The sequence below is a fragment of the Paracidovorax cattleyae genome, assembly GCF_900104515.1.
Classification (GTDB): Bacteria; Pseudomonadota; Gammaproteobacteria; order Burkholderiales; family Burkholderiaceae_C; genus Paracidovorax; species Paracidovorax cattleyae.
The window spans coordinates 42,451-58,413 of the sequence record NZ_FNJL01000007.1 but is presented as its reverse complement, the minus strand read 5'-3'; the positions used below and the strand labels follow the sequence as shown (position 1 = coordinate 58,413).

The following is a 15,963-nucleotide window of genomic DNA, read 5'->3' as shown; positions in this document are numbered from 1 at the left end:
AGGCATGGGAGGCTTCGCCGTCCGTCCGCTCCGGGCACTGCCTTGCTGCCCTTCGCCACGCTGCACCTACGCCTGCCGTCCCATCCGTGCGCCTCAACTCGATCAAACTCGCCGGCTTCAAGTCGTTCGCCGAACCCACGCACTTCGTGCTGCCGGGGCAGCTCGTGGGCGTGGTGGGGCCGAACGGCTGCGGCAAGTCCAACATCATGGATGCGGTGCGCTGGGTGCTCGGGGAGTCCAAGGCGAGCGAGCTGCGCGGCGAATCGATGCAGGACGTGATCTTCAACGGAACCACGCACCGCAAGCCCGCAAGCCGCTCGAGCGTGGAGCTGGTTTTCGACAATGCAGACCACCGGGCCGGCGGGCAATGGAATCAGTATGCCGAGATAGCCGTCAAGCGGGTGCTCACGCGCGAGGGCAACAGCAGCTATTTCATCAACAACCAGCCCGTGCGACGCCGCGACGTGCAGGACGTGTTCCTGGGTACCGGCCTGGGCCCTCGCGCGTACGCCATCATCGGGCAGGGAACGATCAGCCGCATCATCGAATCGCGGCCGGAAGAGTTGCGGCTTTTCCTGGAGGAGGCGGCAGGCGTCTCCAAGTACAAGGAGCGCCGCCGCGAAACCGAGAACCGCCTGGCCGACACCCGCGAGAATCTCACGCGTGTGGAAGATATCCTGCGCGAGCTGAACGCGAACCTGGAGCGCCTCGAAAAGCAGGCAGAGGTGGCGGCACGCTACAACGCGCTGCAGTCGGACGTGACGCTGCGGCAGCACCAGCTCTGGTTCCTCAAGCGTGCCGACGCGGAAGCCGAGCAGACCCGCGTCCGCACGGAAGGCCTGCAGGCCGTGAACGACCTGGAATCCCGCATGGCCGACCTGCGCCATGTGGAGGCGGATCTGGAGACGATCCGCCAGGCGCACTATGCCGCCGGCGACCAGGTCAACCAGTCGCAGGGCCGGCTCTACGAGGCGACCGCGGAGGTCGGCAAACTGGAGGCGGAGATCCGCTACGTGGTGGAAGGGCGCCAGCGAGTGGAACAGCGGCTGGCCCAACTGGCCGAGCAGATCGCGCAGTGGTCGGCCCGCAAGGAGGATGCCGAGGCCGAGATGGAAAACCTCGCCGGTGCCGGCGTGGACGCGGAGGAGCGCGCGGAAATGCTCGCTGCCCAGGTCGAGGAACAGGCGATGCAGATGCCCGACCTGGAGGAGGCGCTGCGCCAGGCGCAGCAACGCTCCGAGGCGCAGCGCGCATCGGTGGTGCAGGTGCAGCAACAGATCCAGGTGCTGGCCGCCGAGCAGCGCAGCCTGCAGGAACAGCGGCGCCAGGCGGAGTCGCGGCATGAGCGCCTGCGTGCCGACCGCAATGCGCTGGCGGCGCCCGATGAAGCGCGGCTGGCCAATCTGAACGGGCAATTGCAGGAAGCCGAGGAAGCCGCCGAAATGGCGGAAGCGCGGCAGGCCGAATTGCAGGACAGCGTTCCCCGGCTCGACGAAGAACGCCGCCAGCGCCAGCAGGCTGCGAACGCCGAAGGCGCCCGGCAGGCCGACCTCTCGGCACGGCTGGAGGCACTCAAGGCCCTGCAGGAAAAGGTCCGCACGGACGGCAAGCTCAAGCCGTGGCTGGCCCGGCACGGGCTGGAGGGACTGCAGGGTTTGTGGAGCCGGCTGCACATCGAGCCCGGCTGGGAGAACGCGCTGGAGGCCGCGCTGCGCGAGCGCCTGGGCGCGCTGGAGGTCGGGCGCCTGGATACCGTCCGCGGGTTCCTGGGCTCCGGAGGGCAGGACGCGCCTCCCGCGCGACTGGCCTTCTACAGCGCGCCGTCCGCCGCGGCGCCGTCCGGCACGGCGTCGGCGGCGCCACGCCTGGCCGATCTGCTGCGGGTGCCGGAAGCCGGCCTGCGCGCCGTGCTGGAGGACTGGCTGCAGGGCTGCCAGACGGCCGCCACGCTGGACGAGGCGCTGGACCGCCGCACGCAGTTGCGGCCGGGCGAGGCGATCTACGTCCCCGGCGGGCATGCGGTCAGTGCGCACGGCGTGAGCTTCTATGCACAGGATTCGGAGCAGTCGGGCCTGCTTGCGCGCGCGCAGGAAATCGAGCACCTCGAAAAGGAGCTACGTGCCCAGGCGCTGATTCATGAGGAATCGCGCACCGCGCTGGTCCGCGCCGAAGCGGCCTATGCGGATGCCTCGCAACGGCTGGTGGCGGCGCGGCGGGAAGCCAGCGAGGCCCAGGGCCGGCGCCATGAGCTGCAGGTCGAGAGCCTGCGCCTGAACCAGCTGGCGGAACAGGCCCGCTCGCGGAGCGAACAGATCGGTGCCGATCTGGCCGAGGTCGAGGCCCAGCTGGCCGACCTCCAGGAGCGGTCGGTGGCCTCCGAGGCGCGTTTCGAGGAGCTGGACATGCAGCTCGCCGACAGCCAGGAGCACCACGCCCAGGTGGGCGACCGGGTGATGGAGGCCGAACGGCGCCTGAACGAGTGCCGCGAGCAGCAGCGCAGCCTCGAGAGGCAGGCGCAGGAAGCGACGTTCTCCCGCCGCAGCCTGGAAGCGCGGCGGGCCGAACTGGCGCGCACCATCGACACCGCGCGCACGCAGGTCGCCTCCCTGGAGGACGAGCGCCAGCGCGCCCAGGACGAAATGGGCCGCCTGTCCGCGGCGGCGGCGCAAGGCGGCCTGCAGCAGGCGCTGGAACTGAAGATGGATCGCGAGAAGGCACTGGCCGTGCAGCGCAGCGAGTACGACGATCTCACGGCCCGCCTGCGCGCGAGCGACGAGCGGCGGCTGCAGCTGGAGCGCGCGCTCGATCCGCTGCGCCAGCGGATCACCGACTTCCAGCTCAAGGAACAGGCCGCGCGGCTGGGCCTGGAGCAGTACACGAGCCTGCTCGCGGATGCGCAGGCCGACCTGGACGCCGTGGCACGCTCCATCGAAGAGGGCGGCGTGCGGGCCGCGGGCCTGCAATCCGAGATCGACCGGCTCCACCGCGAGATCGCGGCCCTGGGCGCGGTCAACCTCGCCGCGCTGGACGAGCTGCAGCTGGCCCGGGAGCGCAAGACCTTCCTCGACGCGCAGACCGAGGACCTGACCCTGGCCATGAACACGCTCGAGGACGCGATCCGCAAGATCGACGCCGAGACGCGCACGCTGCTCTCCGGCACCTTCGAGACCGTGAACGACCATTTCGGCCGCATGTTCCCCGAGCTGTTCGGCGGCGGGCAGGCGCGCCTCATCATGACCGGCGACGAAATCCTCGACTCCGGCGTGCAGGTGATGGCGCAGCCTCCAGGCAAGAAGAACCAGACCATCCACCTGCTGTCCGGTGGCGAGAAGGCGCTGACGGCCATCGCGCTGGTCTTCGCCATCTTCCAGCTCAACCCGGCGCCGTTCTGCCTGCTGGACGAAGTGGACGCGCCGCTGGACGACGCGAACACCGAGCGCTATGCCAAACTCGTCGCGAGCATGAGCCGCGGCACGCAATTCCTTTTCATCAGCCACAACAAGATCGCCATGGAAATGGCCGAGCAACTCATCGGCGTGACGATGCAGGAGCAGGGGGTCTCGCGCATCGTCGCCGTGGACATGGAGTCTGCGCTGTCGATGGCCGAGGCCTGATGTCCTACAGCAAATCCGCATGAAGCAGGGCAGTCGGCCACCGCGTTACATCGTTTCACTCACACCATGAGCAATTTCCAACTCGGCCTCATCATCGCAGGTGGCGTGGTATTGGCCATCGTCGTCGCCTATAACGCGTGGACCACCCACCGCAATGCGCCCAAGCGGGCCAGTCCCCAGGAAGGGCCCGAGGCCGGCGGCGCCGATCCGCTCGTGCGCCAGGAACCCGGCTTCGACCTGCCTGCCGGCCCGGCGGGTGGCCTGCCCGCGGGCGCACCGATGGCCGCATCCGCCGTCGAAGCCGGGCAGGGCGGCCATGCCGTGGACTGGCAGGATTCGCTGCAGATGCCCCTGCCTCCCGCCGAGCGGAGGGGCGGGCTCGACCCGCTGATCGACGCCATCGCCCCCATCATTCCCGAACAGCTCGTCTCCGGCGATGCGGCCCTGGCGGCCCTGCCGACCACCCGCCGGGCCGGCAGCAAGCCGTTCGCCATCGAAGGCTTCAACGAAGCGGCGCAGCAGTGGGAAACGCCCGTGCCGGGCCAGCGCTACACCCAGTTCCAGGCGGGCGTGCAGCTCGCCAACCGCGTGGGAGCCCTCAACGAGATCGAGTTCTCCGAATTCGTGCTCAAGGCCCAGGGCTTCGCGGACGCGATCAACGCCACGCCCGATTTTCCCGACATGCTGCACGAGGTCGGCCGTGCCCGCGAGCTCGACCAGTTCGCCAGCGACCATGATGCGCAACTGGCCTTCTGCCTGCGCGCCCGCCATGCGGCATGGAGCCCGGGCTACGTGCAGCAGAATGCGCTGCGCCAGGGCTTTACGCCCGGCGCCATGCCCGGCCGCCTGGTGCTGCCAGCGGGCGGGCAGGGCCTTCCGCCGGTGCTCACGCTGTCCTACGACACCCAGGCCGCCCTCTCGGAAGATCCCGAGCAGTCGGCCATCCGCGACATCACGCTCAGCCTGGATGTGGCGCAGGTCCACCGCAGCGAGCAGCCTTTCGCCCGGCTGCGGGAGGTGGCTGCGTCCCTGGGCCAGGCCATGGACGGCGTGCTGTGCGACCAGAACGGCACGCCGCTGCCCGCCATGACCATGGACCCGATCGCCGCGGACCTGGAACTGCTCTACGACAAGCTCGACAGCCGCGAGCTGTCGGCCGGTTCAGTGCTGGCACGGCGGCTGTTCAGCTGAACATCGCACGGCGGCCCGGCGGCGGCCCGCCGTGCCCCTTTCCCGAAAGACGATCGCCATGGCCGAACATTCCGACCTGTTTTCCGCACCTGCCCAGGACACCGCCGAGGATCCAGGCCGCCGCATCGCCGCGCTGCGTGCGCAACTGCACCAATGGGCCCACCAGTACTACGTGCTGGATGCGCCCTCCGTGCCGGATGCCGAATACGACCGCGTCTTCCAGGCGCTGCAGGCACTGGAGGCGGCTCACCCCGAACTCGTCACGCCCGACTCGCCCACGCAGCGGGTGATCGGCGCGGTGATGGAAGGGCTGACGCCCGTCCGCCACAAGGTGCCGATGCTCAGCATCCGCACCGAGACCGACACCGAGGCCAGCGGTGCCGAGACGTTCGACGCCCGCGTCCGCAGGGAGCTCAAGCTCGCGCCCGATGCGCCACCGGTCGAATACGTCGCCGAGCCCAAGTTCGACGGCCTGGCGATGAGCCTGCGCTATGAAAATGGCCGCCTGGTGCAGGCCGCCACGCGCGGCGACGGCGAAGTCGGCGAGGACGTGACCCACAACATCCGCACCATCCGCCAGATCCCGCTCACGCTGCCCACTGGCCGCCGCCAGGGTGTTCCGCCGGTGCTGGAGGTGCGGGGCGAGGTGTACATGCGCCGGGCGGATTTCGACAGCCTCAACGAGCGCCAGCGCGAGGCCGGGGGCAAGACCTTCGTCAACCCGCGCAATGCAGCGGCCGGCGCGGTGCGCCAGCTCGACTCGGGCATTGCCGCGCAGCGGCCCCTGAGTTTCTTCGCCTACGGCCTGGGCGACATCACCCCGGCAGCGGAAGGCGGACCCGACTTCGCGGCCCATTTCGACATGCTGCAGCAGCTCAAAGCCTGGGGTTTCCCGGTCGCTGCGCAGGTGCGGACCGCGCAGGGTGCCGCCGAACTCGTGGCTTTCCACCGGGAAGTGGGCGAGAGCCGCGACCGGCTGCCCTACGACATCGACGGGGTGGTGTACAAGGTCAACAGCCTGTCGCTGCAGCGGCAACTGGGTTTCGTGACCCGCGAGCCGCGGTGGGCCGTGGCGCACAAGTACCCGGCGCAGGAGATGGTCACCCGCGTGGAAGGCATCGATGTGCAGGTCGGCCGCACCGGCAAGCTCACGCCCGTGGCGCGGCTGGCCCCCGTCTTCGTGGGCGGAGTCACCGTTACCAACGCCACGCTGCACAACCTGTTCGAGATCCGCAAGAAGGGCGTGCGGGTGGGCGACCGGGTCATCGTGCGCCGCGCGGGCGACGTGATCCCCGAAGTGGTGGGTACGGTGCCGGCGGCGCTGCTGCCCGTGGCGGACGCGCTGCAGGGCTCCGATGCATTGCTGGACGCCGCTTCCGGGGCCGATGGCACGGCGCCGGACGCCGATGCGGCGCGCGCCGCTCCACGGTCACCCTACGTTCCCAACTTCCGCATGCCGCGCCATTGCCCTATCTGCGGCAGCGCCGTCGTCCGGGAAAAAGGCGAAGCCAATCACCGCTGCACCGGGGGTCTTTTCTGCCCGGCCCAGCGCAAGGAGGCGCTGCTCCACTTCGCCCAGCGACGCGCCATGGACATCGAAGGCCTGGGTGAAAAGCTGGTGGACCAGTTGGTGGAAGGCCAGGTCATCCGCACCCTGCCCGACCTGTACCGGCTGGGCCTGATGGCGCTCAGCAGCCTGGACCGCATGGCGGATAAATCGGCGCAGAACGTGCTGGCGGCCCTGGAGAAGTCCAAGCACACCACGCTGCCGCGCTTCCTGTTCGGCCTGGGCATCCGGCACGTGGGGGAAGCCACGGCCAAGGACCTCGCGCGCCATTTCGGCAGCCTGGACGCCATCATCGGCGCCACCGTGGAACAACTGCTCGAGGTGAACGACGTCGGTCCCATTGTCGCGCAGGCCATCCGCACGTTCTTCGCGCAGCCGCACAACCGCGAGGTGCTCGAGCAGTTGCGGGCTTGCGGGGTCACCTGGCAGGAAGGTCCACCCGCCGAGCGCGCCACCTTGCCGCTGGCCGGGAAAACCTTCGTTCTCACCGGCACGCTGCCCACCTTGAGCCGCGAGGATGCCAAGGAGCGGCTCGAGGCCGCTGGCGCCAAGGTCGCGGGCTCCGTCAGCAAGAAGACGCACTACGTCGTGGCCGGCGAAGAGGCGGGCAGCAAGCTGGCCAGGGCCCAGGAGTTGGGTGTGCCGGTGCTGGACGAGGCCGGATTGCTCGCCCTCCTGCAGGGCAATTGAGCCCGGGACGCGGGTCCCAACACCTGCCGCAGCAGTCCTGCCCCGGCGGGGCACTGTCCCTGCGGCATTTCCTGATAGGTCATCGGCGTCTGCACGGACGGCGGGGCCATGGCCATATGCGGCTGCTTGTCAGTTCTCGCAAAAATAATCCACTTTGCATTGCTGTGCAGTGATTTTTATCAAATTGACTACGTCTAGTCACCATTCAAACGCCGTTGGGCGATGCGCTGAATTTCCGGGAGCTCAAGGGCCGGGAGGAACTGAGCCAGGTTTTCAGCCTCGACATCGACCTGCTGAGCGAAGACAAAAGCATCGACCCCAAGGCATTGCTGGGCAAGAGCGCGACCGTGGTGGTCGAGACCGAAGGCGGCGGCCGGCAATACCTCGACGGAATCGTGACGCGCTTCGGCATGCAGGGACAGGACCACCGCTTCTATGCCTATCGCCTGCGTTTGCAGCCCTGGATCTGGCTGGCCTCGCGCAAGGGCGATTTCCGGATATTCCAGAACAAGAGCGTGCCCGACATCCTCGAGGAGGTGCTCGGCGCTTACGGATATCCGATGGAGCACGAGGGCATCTATTACTACCACCAGCATGCGGCGGGCCGGCACACGCTCACGCTGGCCGACGACATCGTGGCCTCGCACCAGCCACTGCCCGGCGCGTCGACCATCCCGTTCTATCCGCCCGAGAAATCCGCGGTGGCGAACCGCGAGAACATCCACGCCTGGGAACTGCACGAGGAAATCCACTCGGGCCGCTTCTACAACGACGACTACGACTTCAAGAAGCCCAAGGCCGACCTGGCGAACATGCGGCAGATGCCGCCAGGGCACAGCCACGACGCGTACGAGACTTACGAGTGGCCCGGGGGCTACACGAAGTTCGGCGACGGCGAGGCGTATGCCCGGGTGCGGCTGCAGGAGAACCTGAGCGGGCGCAGCACGGTGCGCGGGGAATCGCGCTACCGGTCCCTGGCGACGGGCTACCTCTTCACGCTGGAGAACTATTCGCGCGGAGACCAGAACCAGCCCTACCTGATCACCGACCTGCAGTACCACTTCCAGGAGAACCCGCGGATGAGCGCGGTGAACCCGGGGGGTAAGGGCACCGTGAAGGAAGAGGGCTCGTTCCAGCGGTTCACGCTGCACGCGCAACCCACGAGCCTGCCGTACACGCCGGCGCGGGTGACGCCCAGGCCGAGGACAACGGGGCCGCAGACCGCGGTGGTGGTGGGCCCGCCGGGCGAGGATATCTGGCCGGACCAGTACGGGCGCGTGAAAGTGCAGTTCCACTGGGACCGGCAGGGCAAGTTCGACGAGCAGTCCAGCTGCTGGATCCGGGTGTCGCAGGGCTGGGCGGGGCAGACCTACGGGAGCATCTACCTGCCGCGCATAGGCCAAGAGGTTATCGTGGATTCCTGATGCACCAGGGCACGGGCTTGCAGCGGGGCTATGGCTTCGAGCTTCGCACGGACCTGTGGGGCTCGATCCGGGCCGACAAGGGCCTGCTCATCACCACGTACAACCAGGACTTCACCTCCCGCGTTTCGGTGAACAACCCCGACGGTTTCGAGCACATGGGAGCGACGCTGGCCAGTACCGCCTCGCTCATGCAGGAGGCCGGGCGGCGTAACCCGGCCACCCGGGCGTGCCGGTAACGGCACCGTTCAGCCCGCGCACAATGGCGGCGGCGGTGCACTGCCTCGCCCGCCGCCCAACCTTCCAGGAGATCCTGCCCATGTCGCGATCCTTTTCACCCGACCTCGCTGCCGCCCTGGCGCCGGCAGGCCGGCTCCGCGCTTCCATCAACCTGGGCAATCCCCTGCTGGCCCACCGGAAGGCCGACGGGGAGCCGGACGGAGTGTCCGTGGATCTCGCCCGTGCATTCGCCCGGCAACTGGGCGTGGAGCCCGAATGGCTGGTCTTCGACAAGGCAGCCGAGTCCGTCCAGGCTGTCAGGCAGGGCCAGGCGGATATCGGTTTCTTCGCGGTGGATCCACTGCGCGGGGAGGGTATCGCCTTCACGGCGCCCTATGTGCTGATCGAAGGCGCGTACCTGGTGCGGCACGACTCGCCCATCCACGACAACGCGCAGGTGGACCAGGCCGGAACGACGGTCACTGTCGGGCAGGGCAGTGCCTACGACCTTTTCCTGACACGCGAACTGAAGGCCGCCCGGATCGTGCGCGCGGCGAACTCCCAGGCGGTGGTGGAAACCTTCCTGGCGCAGTCGCTCGACGTGGCCGCCGGCGTGCGGCAGCAACTGGAGGCCGACGCGCAGCGCCAACCCGGGCTGCGCCTGCTGCCGGGCCGCTTCATGGTGATCCAGCAGGCCATGGGCCTGCCCGGGGACCGTCCGGAAGCGGCGGTGCAGTGCCTGCGGGATTTCGTGGAGCACATGAAGGCCCGGGGCCTCGTGGCAGAGGCACTGAAGCGGCATGGCATCCAGGGTGCGTCGGTCGCCCCTGCGGCAGCGGGTACCTGATCCGCCGACGCTGCATTTCGGCTGCCATGGGCAGCGGCCGACATGGGCCTGCTCTCCATGCCGACAGGCGGGCAGGGCCACGACGTTGCAGGATGGGCGTTTTGCTTCCAAGGAGAACCGTCGTGCGATTCCTGTCGCTCCGTCATCCCATTCCTTCCCGTCGCTGCTCCCGCTTCACCCTGGCTGCCGTGGTGCTGGCGTGTTCGGCATCCGGGCCCGCCCTGGCCCAGCAGACTGCGAAGCAGCCTGCGGCTGCCTCGGCGCCCCTGCCGGAAAAGAAGACCCAGGGTGCCTTGCGCTATACCTGTGGAGGCATCGGCCTGGACGAATCCACGGCCATGCGTGCCGCGATGAAGGATCATCCCCTGTCGCTGCTGTTCGCGGCGGGTGGTGGCGACTACCTGGCGGACGTGCAGGTGAAACTGGTGCCGCAGGGCTGGGGGGATGCCGGAGCGCTCTCGTTCAGCGCCACCGGGCCGGTCTGCCTGCTGGACCTGCCGGCGGGCAACTACGAGGTGGAGGCCACTTCCGGCGACAAGCAGAAGCGCCAGACGGTCATGGTAGGCAAGGAGCCGAAGACGCTGGATTTCCGGTTCTGACGCCGTTCACCCCACTGCCAGCAGGTGCTGGACGATCTCTTCCCATTCCGCGGGCTCGACCGGGGTGATCGACAGGCGATTGCCGCGCTGCAGCACGCGCATGCCCGCCAGCGCCGGGTGCTCCCGCAGTTCGGCCAGGCCGACCAGGCGGGTTTTGCGCAGTGCCTGCACGTCCAGCAGCAGCCATCGGGGCTGGGCGGGCGTGGATTTGGGGTCGTAGTAGGGCGACGCTGGATCGAATTGCGTCGGATCGGGCCGCGTAGCCGAGGCCACGCGGGCGATGCCGGCGATGCCCGGCTCGGGGCAGCTGGAGTGGTAGAACAACACCCCGTCGCCCACCCGCATCGCATCGCGCATGAAATTGCGCGCCTGGTAATTGCGCACGCCGGTCCAGGGCACCTTGGCGCCCGGCGCCGCCAGCGCATCGTCGATCGAGCATTCATCCGGCTCGGACTTCATGAGCCAGTAACGGGACGCACCGGGCCGGGCGCCGTCGTCGGGAGCAGGGGCATGCACGGTCATGGCCCGATTGTGCCGTCACGCAGCCGGGGTGTCCGAAGACGGGCGCCGCCGGCCCGTGCCGCCCCAGCGCGCCTGCCCCTCGTCCGGAATGGCCAGGGGGTTGCGCACTGGCTCCGACAGGGGAGCGAGCAGGGCCTGAAGGTCGTCTTCGCCGAACTTCGGTGCGCCGGCGGTGTCGTGCCCCAGCACGCCGTCCGACAGCGCCTGCTTGCGCGCCTGCAGCTCCAGCATGCGTTCCTCGATGCTGCCTTCCACCACGAGATGGTGGATGAAGACCGGTTTGTCCTGGCCGATGCGGTGGGCACGGGCCGTGGCCTGCTCCATCACCGCAGGGTTCCACCAGGGGTCGAGATGCACCACCGTATCGGCGGCCGTGAGGTTCAGGCCGGTGCCGCCGGCCTTCAGGCTGGCCAGCAGGATGGGCGCAGAACCTTCGGCCGACGGATCCTGGAAGCGGTGCACGACAGCGGCGCGATGGCGCGGCGCGGTGGCTCCCGTGAGCGCCAGCCAGGGCAGGCGCAGCGCGTCCAGCCGCTCGCCTGCCAGATCGAGCATGCCCGTGAATTGCGAGAACACCAGCACCCGCCGTCCTGCGGCGACCAGCGGCGGCAGCAACTCGGCCAGCCGGTCGAGCTTGGCGCTTTCGATGCCGGGAGCCATGGGCACCCCTTTCACCAGGCGCGGATCGCAGCAGACCTGCCGCAGCTTGAGCAGCGCATCCAGGATGGTGATGAGCCCGCCTTCGAAGCCCTGGCGCTCCAGGACGCGCCGGACCTGCTTGTCCGCACCGGTGCGCACCGCCTCGTACAGTTCGCGCTGCCGGCCCTGGAGTGCCACGCGCTCGGTGATGGTGGTGCGTGGCGGCAGCTCCGGGGCCACGTCGTCCTTGCGTCGGCGCAGGATGAAGGGCCGCACACGCTGGGCCAGCAGCTGGGCGCGCAGGGTTTCGCCGTTGTCCTCGATGGGCTTGCGCCAGCGCTGCGCGAAGCTGCGCGCATTGCCGAGAAATCCGGGCATCAGGAAATCGAAATGCGTCCAGAGCTCGCCCAGGTGGTTCTCCAGCGGCGTTCCGGTCAGGCACAGCAGATGGTCCGCGCGCAGCCGGCGCAGCACGCGCGCTCCACGGCTGCCTGCATTCTTGGCCATTTGCGCCTCGTCGAGGATGAGCAGGTGCCACGGCTGCGCCGCGAGCGCATCGGCATCCCGCCAGAGCAGGGGATAAGTGGTGAGTACGAGGTCGCTGGCGGCCGCACGTGGAAAGTCGCGGCCCCGTTCGGGGCCGTGCAGCGCCAGCACGCGCAGGCCCGGCGCCATGCGCGCGGCCTCGGCCTGCCAGTTGAAGAGCAGCGAGGTCGGGACCACCACCAGGGCCGGCCGCTGCAGCCGGCCCGCCTCCTTTTCTGCGAGCATATGCGCCAGTGCCTGCGCGGTCTTGCCCAGGCCCATCTCGTCCGCGAGGATTCCGCCCAGGCCCTGGGCGCGCAGGTACTGCAGCCAGTCCAGCCCTTCGCGCTGGTAAGGCCGAAGGGTGAGGGCCAGGCCCTGCGGCACCGGCACGGGACGCGGCGCGCCCTCTTCGCGCAGCCGCCGGGCCAACTGTGCGAGGCCTGCATCGCCCATCAACTGCCAACCGAGGTCATGCACGGTGTGCGCCTGCCTGCGGGCTACCCGGCCGGTCTGGTCCAGGGCCGCGCGCAGCGCCTCGATGCGGCGTGCTTCCCAGGCACCCATCCGGAACGGATCGCCTGGACGCCGCTGGTGCAGCGCCGGATCGGTGAGCAGGTCCACCATGGCCCCCACGATGGCCTTGAGCGGTGCCGCAGGCGCATCGATGCGGCGGCCGCCGGGGGCGCGCAGCTGGATCGTGGAGTGGTCATCGATGGCCGACAGTGCGCGGGCATCCAGCCACCGGGGATCACGGCGCAGCAGATCGGCCAGCATGGGCGCGAGATCCAGGCTCTCTCCGTCGATGTCCACGCCCAGGCTCAGCAGCCAGGCCCCCTCGCGCTCCGGCAGCCGCAGCTTCTGCACGGGCCGGGCACGCGGTGCCACGGTGTCGGCCTCCCGGCCAAGCACCTCGCCCGTGGCACGGTCCAGGATGAGCCGCCAGCGCAGTATGGGCGTGCTCTCGTGGGCGAACCCGGGGGCCACCACCACCGACCAGCCGGACGCTCGCAGGCGCGGCACCGCTTCGGCCCAGAAGTCGCCGAAGACGGCCTCCTGGGGGAGCGTCCACGCCGGTCCCGGAGGGATGAAGGCTACGGCGGCACCACCCGGTCCTGGCGTCTGTTCCGCCAGCGCACTGCCCACGAGGCCCAGCGCGTCATCCGGCCCGCGCCACTGCAGCCGATCGGCGGGTACGGGCACGAGACCGGTGTCGCGCAGGGCATCCATGGCGTCGGCCTCGGCAGGCACATCGCGGTACAGCCACCCCTGCGCGGCAGCTGGAACCGCCACGCGCGCAGGCGGACGCGTGTTGAGGATGCTGACCGGTGCCGGTACCGTCCAGAGGGATCCATCCTGCAGCCGGTAGGTCCAGTCCACCCAGGCCAGCGTCACCTGGCCACCGCGGGGGCCGATGCCGCCGTGCGCCCGCATGCCCAGCAGGCCGTCGCCCCGGCCGAGCGTGCGCAGGGTGAGCCTGGGCTGGAAGCCGGACGCGCTGGAGGCAGAAGGACAGGGGGTGGACTCGCCCGTGGAGGCTTCGTGCGCCGGGGAGGCTTCCGGTACTGCCGAATCTCGCGGTGCTTCGCGCGCGTCCCGCAGCCGTTCCATGGCGCGGCGCGCCTGGATGTCCGTCAGGGGCGGAAGGCCCGCCAGGGCTTCCGCGCCGATCGATGGGCCCAGCGCGTCCACCCAGGCCTGCACGGCAGCGTCGTCCGGCTCGCCGGAGGGTGGGGAGGGAGGCAGCGGCGCGCCGGAAGGACGGGGCATGGCGGCATTGTGCCGCCGTGTCCGGTCGCCGGGCGCATCCGGGGGGGGCGGCCTCGGAGCGATTTCAGGGCACCGGCGGCCAATCCTTGCCGGAGACGGGCAGGAGCAGCCCGGCCGCCTTGGCCACTTGCACACAGTCACGCAGATGCAACTCACCCAGGTAGCGCAGCGTGGCGTAGCCCAGGGCGGCGGATACGGCCTGGCCCGCCAGCGGAACGAACTTGGCTGCCTGCTGGGCCGTCAGGCGCACGCCGATGAGGCGCAGGGCGCGCATGACCAGTTCCCGCGTGACGATGCGGCCGATCAGCGCGGAGCCCACCATGCCCACCGCCTTCTGCACCTGCTCGCGCTTGTGCGGGGTGAGGCGGTCGATCTGTTCGGGCGTGAGACCGAACTCGGCATTGATTTCCGGGATGAGCCGGGTGAGCAGGGCCGCGTCCACGGCCCAGTCCAGTCCCGGTACGGGGACGACGCCGGCTGCGGCAGCCATGAGGGCGCGGCGGTGGAGGAGCTTGCGGCTGCGCCGCACCGCCGATTCCAGCGCTGGATGGCCGCTGGCCAGGCTCACGGCATCCGGTGCCGGCACGGAGCCGGCAGTATGCCCGGCGTCCCGGGGGGATGAGAAAGGAGAACCGGCCATCGCCTTGTGGTGCAGTGTCCGGGTTCAGGATTTGCTGCGGATCATGCCGTAGAGGACCAGCAGCACGATGGCGCCGACGATGGATGCGATCCACCCCGCGGCCTCCCCCTGCTGGTACCAGCCCATCGCGACACCTACATAGGTGGCGAGGAAGGATCCGGCCACCCCGAGCAGGGACGTCATGATCCAGCCGAGCTTGTCGTCCCCAGGTTTGATGGCACGGGCGAGAAGGCCCACGATGAGGCCGATGAGAAGGGTACCGAGCAGGGAAAACATGGCTGCGGTCGCTTTCAGATGGAAGAGGGTGGAGGAATGGATAGCCGGTACGCGGTGTTGCGTGCCTTGCATTTCAAAAATCTACCCGGCCCCGCCGTACCGTCGTGTCGGACAAGGCGCATAGCGGCAGTGCCGCCCGTACCGCGACCAATCCTGTGGCGCTGCCATATGTCGGAGCTGTGGCGCTGCCATATGTCGGAGCGCTCCCACATCGCGACGGGCGGGCTTCCGGTGGTGTTGGGGTGGCAGCCGGCCTATCGTTTGGACCTGTGCAAGCCCCGCAAAGGATGCAAGGAATGCTTGGTGGACGCTTATTTTCCCGGTTACTGTTCCTGGTCTGGCTGTCGGCATGTCTCATGCTGCCGATGGGTGCACAGGCTGCCGGTGCAGGCGGCGAGGATGCGTCCCTGGCAAGGGGGGCAACGCCGGACACGACCGCCGGGCAACGCTATCAGTCTGCGGTGCGCGAAGCGGGCGGAGGGCTGAAACTGTCGATCGCGGAGTGCCGCAGCGGCGATGCAGCGTCCCGCTCCGCTTGCGAGAGCGAAGCGCGAAAACGGTACCGGGAAGAGATGGACGCGGCAAAGGCCCTGCTGCATCCACCGGGTGTGAGGTCCGCAAAACCGCAGCCGGGCCCCAACAAGGAGCCCGAACCGCGGATTGTCGGCAAACCGCTGCCTTGAGCAGGCCAAAGGGAATGCGCGGATGGCCTGCTGGAGGACGAAAACAGAAAGCCCGGCATGGCCGGGCCTGGTAAATCTGTCAGTTCAGCGGATTCTGCGCAGAGGCGGTGGGCGTGGAGGCCTGATCTTCACTGAGCACACGGCGGGCACCATTGAAACGGCGCTGCCAATACGATGCGCTCATGTCTTCCACGCGGACTTCGGCGCCGCTGCGGGGCGAGTGGATGAATTTGCCATCGCCCAGGTAGAGACCCACATGGCTGTAGGCACGGCGCATGGTGTTGAAGAAGACGAGGTCTCCGGGCTGGAGGTCCTTCTTGTCGATGGTCTCGGTGGCTGCGGCTTGCTCGTTGGCTCGGCGGGGAAGGGCGAGGCCCACGGTCTGGCCGTAGATCGCGCGGATGAAACCGCTGCAATCGAAGCCGCTGTCGGCAGTGTTGCCTCCGCGGCGGTAGGGGACGCCGAGGAAACCCATGGCGGTGGAGATCAGCTCGCCGGTGCGGTCCTGGACACTGGCCCGCACTTCCCGCAGCTGATTGAGCACCTGGTGCCTGTCGATCAGGAATCGATCCAGGTCGTCAGGGGCCGAGGTGGCTGCGTTGTTGTGGGGAGCGGCATGGGCGGTGGCGCAAACCAGTAACAAAAGGCAAATCCAACGTGACATGGGGCGCGAGAGTACCACGCGTTCGCCTTGTTTTAATTGCAAAAAATGTAGCCGCAAGTCTTATTCATGGCTTGGGGCTATCGTCAAATGCACTCC

At 68.9% G+C, this 15,963-nt stretch carries 11 protein-coding genes and 1 pseudogene; 7 read left to right on the top strand and 5 right to left on the bottom strand.

What is annotated here, in order from left to right; translation table 11 throughout:
• Nucleotides 1-86: 86 nt before the first annotated feature.
• The 6 genes and pseudogenes from smc (at nucleotide 87) to BLR05_RS07250 (ending at nucleotide 10,148) form a co-directional block, all read left to right on the top strand.
• A complete protein-coding gene (gene smc / locus BLR05_RS07275) occupies nucleotides 87-3,614 on the top strand; it encodes a chromosome segregation protein SMC (protein WP_092833241.1) in 3,528 nt (1,175 codons plus the stop codon).
• Nucleotides 3,615-3,680: 66 nt separating this feature from the next.
• A complete protein-coding gene (locus BLR05_RS07270; protein ID WP_092833239.1) occupies nucleotides 3,681-4,805 on the top strand; it encodes a cell division protein FtsZ in 1,125 nt (374 codons plus the stop codon).
• Between the two features lie 58 nt (nucleotides 4,806-4,863).
• Nucleotides 4,864-7,062: an NAD-dependent DNA ligase LigA gene (gene ligA, locus BLR05_RS07265; protein ID WP_092833237.1), complete on the top strand. Its 2,199-nt coding sequence runs from the start codon at nucleotides 4,864-4,866 to the stop codon at nucleotides 7,060-7,062.
• A gap of 203 nt (nucleotides 7,063-7,265) precedes the next feature.
• A pseudogene (locus BLR05_RS07260) lies at nucleotides 7,266-8,692 on the top strand (type VI secretion system Vgr family protein); the annotation flags it as partial.
• A 110-nt stretch (nucleotides 8,693-8,802) separates the two neighbouring features.
• A complete protein-coding gene (locus tag BLR05_RS07255; protein WP_092833435.1) occupies nucleotides 8,803-9,549 on the top strand; it encodes an ABC transporter substrate-binding protein in 747 nt (248 codons plus the stop codon).
• Between the two features lie 122 nt (nucleotides 9,550-9,671).
• Nucleotides 9,672-10,148 carry a hypothetical protein gene (locus tag BLR05_RS07250; protein ID WP_092833235.1) on the top strand — a complete coding sequence of 159 codons (477 nt, stop codon included), beginning with the start codon at nucleotides 9,672-9,674 and terminating at the stop codon, nucleotides 10,146-10,148.
• Between the two features lie 6 nt (nucleotides 10,149-10,154).
• On the opposite strand, the gene BLR05_RS07245 is transcribed toward BLR05_RS07250, so the two are convergent.
• The 4 genes from BLR05_RS07245 to BLR05_RS07230 form a co-directional block, all read right to left on the bottom strand.
• Nucleotides 10,155-10,670 (bottom strand): EVE domain-containing protein, encoded by a 516-nt coding sequence (locus tag BLR05_RS07245; RefSeq protein WP_092833233.1) that lies wholly within the window; start codon nucleotides 10,668-10,670, stop codon nucleotides 10,155-10,157.
• 15 nt (nucleotides 10,671-10,685) lie between these two features.
• On the bottom strand, nucleotides 10,686-13,604 hold the full coding sequence (locus BLR05_RS07240) for a DEAD/DEAH box helicase (RefSeq protein ID WP_092833231.1): 2,919 nt from the start codon (nucleotides 13,602-13,604) through the stop codon (nucleotides 10,686-10,688).
• A gap of 64 nt (nucleotides 13,605-13,668) precedes the next feature.
• A complete protein-coding gene (locus tag BLR05_RS07235) occupies nucleotides 13,669-14,166 on the bottom strand; it encodes a hypothetical protein (RefSeq protein WP_092833433.1) in 498 nt (165 codons plus the stop codon).
• Nucleotides 14,167-14,268: 102 nt separating this feature from the next.
• A complete protein-coding gene (locus tag BLR05_RS07230; protein ID WP_092833229.1) occupies nucleotides 14,269-14,520 on the bottom strand; it encodes a GlsB/YeaQ/YmgE family stress response membrane protein in 252 nt (83 codons plus the stop codon).
• 296 nt (nucleotides 14,521-14,816) lie between these two features.
• Here BLR05_RS07230 and BLR05_RS25770 point away from each other — a divergent pair, with 296 nt between their 5' ends.
• Nucleotides 14,817-15,203, top strand: a complete 387-nt coding sequence (locus BLR05_RS25770; protein WP_143015872.1) for a hypothetical protein — start codon at nucleotides 14,817-14,819, stop codon at nucleotides 15,201-15,203.
• Between the two features lie 79 nt (nucleotides 15,204-15,282).
• Here the strand turns inward: BLR05_RS25770 and BLR05_RS07225 are convergent, their stop codons facing one another.
• Nucleotides 15,283-15,867: a C40 family peptidase gene (locus BLR05_RS07225; RefSeq protein ID WP_092833227.1), complete on the bottom strand. Its 585-nt coding sequence runs from the start codon at nucleotides 15,865-15,867 to the stop codon at nucleotides 15,283-15,285.
• Between the last annotated feature and the right edge of the window lie 96 nt (nucleotides 15,868-15,963).

Excerpts from the sequence above, each read along its gene's own strand:
- BLR05_RS25770 (WP_143015872.1), top strand. The coding sequence starts at position 14,817 with ATGCTTGGTGGACGCTTATTTTCCCGGTTACTGTTCCTGGTCTGGCTG.
- BLR05_RS07270 (WP_092833239.1), top strand. The coding sequence starts at position 3,681 with ATGAGCAATTTCCAACTCGGCCTCATCATCGCAGGTGGCGTGGTATTG.
- ligA (WP_092833237.1), top strand. The coding sequence starts at position 4,864 with ATGGCCGAACATTCCGACCTGTTTTCCGCACCTGCCCAGGACACCGCC.
- BLR05_RS07245 (WP_092833233.1), bottom strand. The coding sequence starts at position 10,670 with ATGACCGTGCATGCCCCTGCTCCCGACGACGGCGCCCGGCCCGGTGCG.
- BLR05_RS07240 (WP_092833231.1), bottom strand. The coding sequence starts at position 13,604 with ATGCCCCGTCCTTCCGGCGCGCCGCTGCCTCCCTCCCCACCCTCCGGC.
- BLR05_RS07225 (WP_092833227.1), bottom strand. The coding sequence starts at position 15,867 with ATGTCACGTTGGATTTGCCTTTTGTTACTGGTTTGCGCCACCGCCCAT.
- BLR05_RS07255 (WP_092833435.1), top strand. The coding sequence starts at position 8,803 with ATGTCGCGATCCTTTTCACCCGACCTCGCTGCCGCCCTGGCGCCGGCA.
- BLR05_RS07230 (WP_092833229.1), bottom strand. The coding sequence starts at position 14,520 with ATGTTTTCCCTGCTCGGTACCCTTCTCATCGGCCTCATCGTGGGCCTT.